Below are 7,698 nucleotides of genomic sequence, written 5' to 3'. Positions count from 1 at the left end.
CGACCGGGTGTTCTCGTCCATCGATTACACCCTCGGCGCCAACGTCGAGAACCTGATTCTCACCGGTAGCGCCAACCTCAACGGCACTGGCAGCGCGGTGAGTAACCGGATGACCGGTAACAGTGGCAACAATATTCTTGATGGTGGCCTTGGCATCGACACCATGATCGGTGGTGCAGGTGATGACATCTACGTTGTGGATAACTATCAGGATGTGGTGACCGAACAGCTCGGTGAAGGCCATGACCTGGTCCGAACCAGCGTCAGTTACACGCTCTCGGCCAATGTCGAGGACCTGACGATGCTCGGCACCGACTATGGAACCTTGACCGGCAATGCCTTGGACAACGTGATCAGGGGCAACTCCGGCACCAACTACATTGATGGCGGGCTAGGTGCCGATACCATGATCGGCGGCGATAGCTCCGACATTTACTACGTCGAAAACGTTGGCGATGTGGTCATCGAACTCGCCAACGAAGGCGTGGACACCGTCAATATCAGCATCGACTACACACTGACGGACAACGTCGAAGACGGCCAGATGATGGGCAATGCCAACCTGAATCTGACCGGTAACGACCTGAATAACAACTTGCACGGCAATAACGGAAACAACATCCTGTCGGGTGGACTCGGCGCCGATATCATGATCGGTGAGGGCGGCGACGATATCTTCATCGTGGATAACGTTAATGACTCCGTGTTTGAATCGCCTTTCGATGGTGGCCACGATCTCATCCGGACCACGGTGGATTACAGGCTCGCGGAGAACGTCGAAGACGGTACGATGCTCGGTAATGCCGACCTGACGCTGTGGGGCAATAACCTCGATAACGTCCTGACGGGGAACTCCGGCAATAACATTCTCTGGGGCTATGACGGTACCGACAAACTATACGGCGGTGAAGGTAACGACACACTGTACGGCGGGTTGGGCAATACCACGCTGAACGGTGGTACAGGCGCCGACGCCTTTGCCTTCAGCAATCTGTTCGTGGCCAATGCTGCAATGGGTGGAGCACCCTCCCATAACGTCATTGCCGATTTCAACGCACTGGAAGGGGACAAGATCGATTTCTCCGGTTTCGACATTGATCCCATGGCCCTGGGCATCCAACACATGACGTTCATTGGCGCAAATGCGTTCACCGGAACCGGGCAACTGCGCTTCGCGGATCATGTGCTGTCGGGCAACTTGAGCGAAAGCTTAGGGGGTTACTTCGAAGTGCAACTGGTAGGTGTCAGCGCTCTCAGCACTAACGACGTATTGGTTTGAACCTTCGCTCTTCAAGCGCGATTGGAATAGGCAAATGAAAAACACCGTCACTGCGGGGTGTTTTTTTGTTAGCGCTTTTTCATCCTAGGCTAACAACCCCAACTCTTTGGCCCGTGCCACTGCCTGCGTCCGCCGCTCGACCGCCAGTTTGCTGTTGATATGGCTGGCGTGGGTTTTCACGGTGTGCAGTGAGATGAACAGCTGGGTGCTGATCTCCTGATTCGAGCAACCTTTGGCGATCAGACGCAGAACCGCCAGTTCACGGCTGCTGAGCTGCTCAGCGGCACCTGACTCCACGACTGGAGGGACCGGTGCATGCGGAAAATGCTCGAGCAACTGTTTCCCAGCCAACGTCGGCGACATCATCAGTTGCCCGCGAAGCCAACCCGCATGGTCCCTCAGCAGACTGTCGAACGGCTGCAGCACACCCCCGGCAGCCGCATCCAATGCCTGACTCAAGACCTTGCGTGCTTCCGACTCACGTCCACCACCCAGCAACAATGCAACTTTTTGCGTCAGCGCCATGACGCTGAGCAATTGCCGTCCGGTCTGGTGACCGTTTTCCAGCAACACGTTCAAACGCCCTTCGGCACGCATCGGTTGTCCCTGAATCACATCCAGCAGTGCTTGTTGCAACTCCACGTGCAAAGGCAATTGGGGATGAAACTCCGGCGGTGCCGCTGCGCGTTCGCCGGTATAGGTCTGGCCCAGTCGGGTCAGCCACGCCTCGGCCAGGTCGAGCCGGCCCTGAGCCAGCCAGAGTTCGCATTTGACCAGAGTGATCATCGCCAGATAGTAGATCGGGGGCACGTCCCAGATGTGCATAAGGCGTTCGGCTTCGGCAAGCTCAGCAAATGCCTTGGCGAATTCTCCTGCGCTGCCTTCCAGTCGGGCGATGACGCAGTGGCCGATCAAAACGCTAATGTCGCGACAAGCCCGCGCTTCAATGAGCCCTGCCTGCAATTTTGTACGCGCGGCCTGCGACTGCAAGCGCATCGCCAGCAGAAAGCCCTCGTATAACGTCAGACGGGCGCGCACCGCGTACAGCCGCTGCGTCGACAGTCCGCGCAGACGAGCCAGACCTTCATGCACTTCGTCGAGCGCTCGCAGAATTTCTCCACGCGCCTGCAACACGCGGGCACGATCGTAATGGGCCAACGCTTCGAACAACGGATTGCCGACCCGCTGCGCCAGCTCCAGAGATTCGCGGTTCAAGCCGCGCGCGCGCCACAGGTCACCGTCGGCGATTGCCAGATTGGACAAGGTCGAAAGGCACATCAGCCGTTGGCCGTAGCGTTTGGCCGGCAGGCTTTCCAGCGCTTCGTTGCAATAAGTCAGAGTCAACTCTCGATGACCGCGACCGCGGGCGATGATCCCGCTCAGCGCCAGCCATTGCGCGAGCATCGACCTTTGCGCGGTGGCCGACGGCGCCGGCAGAAAACGACTCAGATGACTGGCCAGCTCTTCGGCTGCGTCGAGCTGACAGGCAAGCCCCAGCGCCCAGCTGTACAACACGATCAGCCGTGGCGTGCTGATCAGCAGGCTGTCGGGCAAGTCCATTTTCCAGCGCAGCAGCATGCCGACGTTTTGCTCTGCCAGCAGTTGTTCTTCAGACAGGTTCTGCACCAGATTCGCCGCCACATCGAGATGGCCGGCGCGTAACGCCTGTTCCACTGCCTCATCCAGCAGACCCTGTGCGTTGAACCAGCGGCAGGCTCGCAGGTGCAAGGTCGCGGTCGGCACCATCGCTTGCGCCACGGGCCGACTGCGCAACAGATCGGAAAACAGGTGGTGATAGCGATACCAATGGCCATGCTCGTCCAGCGGCACCAGGAACACCTGATGCGCCGAGAGAAATCTGAGGATTTCGGCACTGTCATGGGCTTCGCGAACGGCGTCGCATAGCTCGCTGCAAAAGCGATCCTGGGGAGCCGTCTCGAACAGAAATGCTTGAACTTCGGGAGGCAGGCAATCGATGACTTCTTCCAGCAGATAGTCGCGGATCAGCCCTTCTCCACCGTTCAAGGCTTGCGGCAAAGGCGCCTGATTGCCGGCCTCGGACACCGCCAGCAGCCAGAACCGCAACCCGGCCACCCAGCCTTCGCTGCGTTGAATCAGGTTTTCCAGCGCTTCGCCGCGCAGGGAACTGCTATGGCGATCAAGCAGGGTCATGGCTTCGTCGTGGGTAAGACGCAGGTCCTGCTCGTGCAGTTCGAGTAATTGTCGCGAGAGGCGCAGGCGCGCCAGATGCCAGTCGGGCCGCTGGCGGCTGGTGACCATGACCAACAAGCCGTCAGGCAGATGATTGAGGAAAAATTGCAGGCAGCGGTCGAGCACCGGCCCTTGTGCAAGGTGGTAATCATCCAGAACAAGAAGTATCGGCGCCTTCGGATCGAGGTGCTGAGCGAGTTCATCTAGCAAGCCATCAAGCCATTCTTCGAAAGCGAACGGCTGATGCCGCTGACGCATCTTGAGCAGCCCCAGCGCCCGGCTGCCGATCGGCGGAAAATAGTCCTGCAACCCTTCGAGCAGACGCTCAAGAAATCGCCCCGGATCATTGTCGCGAACACTCAGGCCGAGCCACAGACTTTGCCAGTGCGCTGGCAGGCTCTGACAGAACTCCACCGCCAGCGAACTCTTGCCGAATCCGGCCGGGGCGCTGACCAATAGCAGACGACCACCGAGACCAGCACTCAGGCGTTCGCACAGACGCGGGCGCAACACGTGACCATCAGGCAACGGCGGGCGGAAAAAACGCCCGTCGAGTGCCGCGACGGCAACGCTTGCAGGACCCGCAAATGGGGACAGATCAGTCATGGCCGGCTCTTGTTGTAGGGCGGTTGGCGGCGTAGCAGATGTCCGCAGACTAGCCTTAAACGAAGCGGTTATGAAGGTGGTTGCTACAAATGGCTACAAAAAGGCTACAGGAAAAGTGACAGACAAAAAAACGCCCCGAACCAGTCGGGGCGTTTTCACGAGGATGCGGCCTCGCGTTGCTACAGCTTAGCGAACACCATCCTGACGCAGCGCGGCCGGCGTGAAGTCGCTGGTGGTGGCGGTGAAACCGAAGTCATACGCCTGCTTCTCTTCGTTCTTCATGCCCAGCGCCAGGTAGCGGCCGGACTGCAGGTCGTAGAGGGTTTCCAGGGCATACCACGGCACTTGCTTGTCGTAGTAGTTCTCGGCGTGTGCCTCGGCCACACGCCACAGTTGACCACGACCGTCGTAGTGGTCGATCACCGCAGCCTGCCAGGTATCTTCATCGATGAAGAAGTCACGCTTGGCGTAGATGTGCCGCTGACCTTCCTTCAAGGTTGCAGTCACGTGCCAGACACGACGCAGTTCATAACGCGCCAGATCCTGGTTGATGTGACCGGCCTTGATGATGTCGGCGTACTTGAGCTTCGGATCGTCGAGTTTGTAGCTGTCGGAGGCGATGTACATCTCCTGTTTGCCAATTAGTTTCCAGTCGTAGCGATCCGGTGCACCGTTGAACATGTCGAGGTTGTCGGAAGTACGCAAGCCGTCCGCCGCAGTACCCGGCCCGTCATAGGACACTTGTGGCGCGCGACGCACACGACGCTGACCGGCGTTGTAGACCCAGGCCGAACGCGGTTCTTTCACCTGATCAAGGGTTTCGTGCACCAGCAGCACGCCACCGGCCAGACGTGCCGGCGCGGTCACTTTCTGCTTGAAGTAGAACAGGATGTTGCCCGGATTCGCCGGATCGTAGTCCTTCATCTTGTCGCGGAACACGAACTGATCCTGGAAATACACCAGACTGTACGAGCCGTTCGGTTGCGGCGTGGCCTGGGTTACCAGACGGGTGACGCTGCCACCACGATAGCGGGTGATGTGGTTCCAGATGACTTCGACGCCGGTTTTCGGAATCGGGAACGGCACCGCGGTCTCGAAGTTTTCCAGGCCGTTGCCACCTTGCACCAGGTTCGTGGTGGTGGCGTTTTTCTTGATGGAAGCAAACACCTCATCTGGAACCGTCGCGCCGCGATGCGACGGGTAGACCGGCATCTTGAAGGTTTCCGGATAACGCTTGAACATCGCGTACTGACCCGGTGCGAGCTTGTCCTTGTACTTGTCTACATCCTTTGCAGTGATGGTAAACAGTGGTTGTTCGCTGGCGTACGGGTTGGACAGGAAGCCCTTGCTGTCGACGCTACCGGCATTCTTCGGCAGCGGCTTCCAGGCCGGGATCGAGTTGTCGGCGTTGCCGGCCATCTCGGCGCCCATCGGGGTCAGGCTCTTGCCCAGCTTGTCCGCTTCAGCGGCAGGCACTGCTGCCATGACACTTGTTGCAAGCAGCGAAAGGCCCAGAACACCGGCGTGGAACAGACTCTTTGTTATTTTCATAAGTTCGTTCGTCCTGAAAATGCAGTGCTTAGAAGTTCACGCCGAAGCTGAGCGCAACGAAGTCGCGGTCGTCCACGGTGGTGTACTTGCCGTCAAAGAAGTTGGTGTAGGCCAGGCTCGCGGTGTAGGTGTTCTGGTATTCGGCATCGACACCCAGGCTGACCGCTTTGCGACCTTCCTCGAAGTTGCCACCTGGGCCCGGCGAGTAGCCGCTTACGTCATGGGACCAGGCCACGTTCGGCTTGAGGTTGACGCCGGCGAACACGTCGTTGTATTCCCAGATCGCACGACCGCGATAGCCCCACGAGGTCGCCGTGGTGAAACCTTCATCATCGCAATTGCGGCTGCGGTTGTTCTGCGGCGAACCTGCGCCTGCCCCGTTGATGGTGCTGGCGTTGAGGATGTTGGCGCAGGTGTTGGCACCACCGGTAGCCGGCAATTCGCCCGGGCCGTAGACCGGATCACGGCCGTAGCGGATGTTGGAGCTGCTTTCCAGACCGCCGACGTGAGTCACGCCCACTTCACCGACCAGGGTCAGACGGCTGGCGCCCATGACTTGATCGAAGAAGTGCGTCAGGGTGGTCTGGAACTGGGTGATTTCCTTGCGACGATAGCCGTGCAGGTCCTGACCCGGAACACCGGTCAACAGCGAAGCATTGGTCAACGCGCCACCCAGCGGACGCACACCTGCGAACAGGATGTCGGTGGAATTCAACTGCACCGGGGCGTTCGGCCGGTAGCTGAGTTCACCGCTCCATGCCGTACCGGTAGGCAGGGTGGTGGAGAAGCTCAGGCCATAGAGGCGGATGTCTTCAGGGTATTCGACGAAGTACTTCGAGTTACCGGCGACCAGCAACGGTGCAAGGGCAGCGAACGGCCCGGGCAGGCTGGCTGCGGTGTTGTAGACCGACTGTGGCGCACCGGTGGCACTGAAGATCGGCGCACGGCTGTGGTAGTTCATGAAGTACGCACCGAACTCGGTATCAAGCGGTTCGAACATGTACTTGAGGGACGCACCCCACTGGCCGCCGTCGCGGGCATCACGGTCGGCGCCGCGCTGGACCAGAACACCTTCCTCGTTGACGTTGACGCCGTTGGCTGCCAATGGCCCCAGGGCCACAGCGGGAATGGTCGAACGCTTGTTCAGCACGCGCAGGTTGTTTTCGCAGCCGTCGGCAATGATGTCCGGCTGGGAGAAGAACGTGCCGCAGTTGTCGACAACGGTCTGATCCCATTCGAGCTGGTAGAACGCTTCGGCCGAGAGGTTTTCGGTCAGGCTCTGCGACACATAGAACATGTTGACCGGGATCAGGCCTTCTTTGATCTCGGCGCCCGGACGACGGAATGCGGAGACATCGATCGGGTTGATCGAGTTGATGCCGCCGCCGATGAAGGTACTTTCACCCCAGCTCACTACTTGCTTGCCCAGACGCACGGAACCCGGCTGATCGGCAATCGAGTAGTTGTGGTAGACGAATGCATCGAGGATCTGCCCGCCGGAAGACTTGGCGCCTTCCTTGCGGTTGTTGTCGCTGATGTCCTTGAACTGGCGGCTCTCGTCCTTGAGTTCGAAGTCGTACCAGTATTTTCCACGGACGAATACACCGGTGTCGCCGTATTTCAATTCAAGGTCATGGATACCCTTGAAGATCTTCGAGAAGGTTTCGCCGCTCTTGAAGTTGGCGTGACCGTCGTCGGAGGTCTGCGACAGGCCATGGCCGCCGTTGTTGACGCCGATGAGGTTCTTGTTCGGACTCTGGGTAGACCAACTGGCACCGATCGACAGGGAGGAGTCGAACTGGCCTTCGATTTCACCGACGTTGAAACTGACGCCGAATGCGGGCCCGGCGAGCGAAGAAGCAAGACTGACCGCCAGAGGCAGTTTCGCCCGGCGCCAGAACTGGTTTACTGAGGTCATCGACGCTACTCCATGTGCATTATTGTTATGGCAGTTAGTACTTTTAAAAACGCTTGAAGGACCGAAAGCCAAGGGCTGCCCGAAATCACTCCAATGTTGCATCGCCCCGTGTTGTGCGTTTGCCCCGTTCTTA

At 58.9% G+C, this 7,698-nt stretch carries 4 protein-coding genes; 1 reads left to right on the top strand and 3 read right to left on the bottom strand.

Translation table 11 applies throughout. The features are described from left to right. On the top strand, positions 1 to 1,279 hold a 1,279-nt coding region (locus ACP7EE_RS09890), incomplete at its 5' end, for a calcium-binding protein (protein ID WP_426234383.1). Positions 1,280 to 1,363: 84 nt separating this feature from the next. On the opposite strand, the gene ACP7EE_RS09885 is transcribed toward ACP7EE_RS09890, so the two are convergent. The 3 genes from ACP7EE_RS09885 to ACP7EE_RS09875 all read right to left on the bottom strand — a co-directional run bounded on the left by ACP7EE_RS09885 (position 1,364) and on the right by ACP7EE_RS09875 (position 7,565). Beyond that, positions 1,364 to 4,096, bottom strand: a complete 2,733-nt coding sequence (locus ACP7EE_RS09885; RefSeq protein ID WP_426234382.1) for a LuxR C-terminal-related transcriptional regulator — start codon at positions 4,094 to 4,096, stop codon at positions 1,364 to 1,366. 186 nt (positions 4,097 to 4,282) lie between these two features. Continuing rightward, positions 4,283 to 5,647 carry a DUF1329 domain-containing protein gene (locus ACP7EE_RS09880; protein ID WP_420650760.1) on the bottom strand — a complete coding sequence of 455 codons (1,365 nt, stop codon included), beginning with the start codon at positions 5,645 to 5,647 and terminating at the stop codon, positions 4,283 to 4,285. Between the two features lie 28 nt (positions 5,648 to 5,675). After that, positions 5,676 to 7,565 carry a DUF1302 domain-containing protein gene (locus ACP7EE_RS09875; RefSeq protein WP_420650761.1) on the bottom strand — a complete coding sequence of 630 codons (1,890 nt, stop codon included), beginning with the start codon at positions 7,563 to 7,565 and terminating at the stop codon, positions 5,676 to 5,678. Positions 7,566 to 7,698 lie beyond the last annotated feature (133 nt).

It is taken from the genome of Pseudomonas sp. TWP3-2, from assembly GCF_049897765.1.
Classification (GTDB): domain Bacteria; phylum Pseudomonadota; class Gammaproteobacteria; order Pseudomonadales; family Pseudomonadaceae; genus Aquipseudomonas.
The sequence above is the reverse complement of the archived record's forward strand: the minus strand, read 5'-3'. Positions and strand labels throughout refer to the sequence as shown.

Bases quoted from the DNA above. Each gene is read 5' to 3' on its own strand.
- ACP7EE_RS09885 (WP_426234382.1), bottom strand. From the start codon at position 4,096: ATGACTGATCTGTCCCCATTTGCGGGTCCTGCAAGCGTTGCCGTCGCG.
- ACP7EE_RS09880 (WP_420650760.1), bottom strand. From the start codon at position 5,647: ATGAAAATAACAAAGAGTCTGTTCCACGCCGGTGTTCTGGGCCTTTCG.
- ACP7EE_RS09875 (WP_420650761.1), bottom strand. From the start codon at position 7,565: ATGACCTCAGTAAACCAGTTCTGGCGCCGGGCGAAACTGCCTCTGGCG.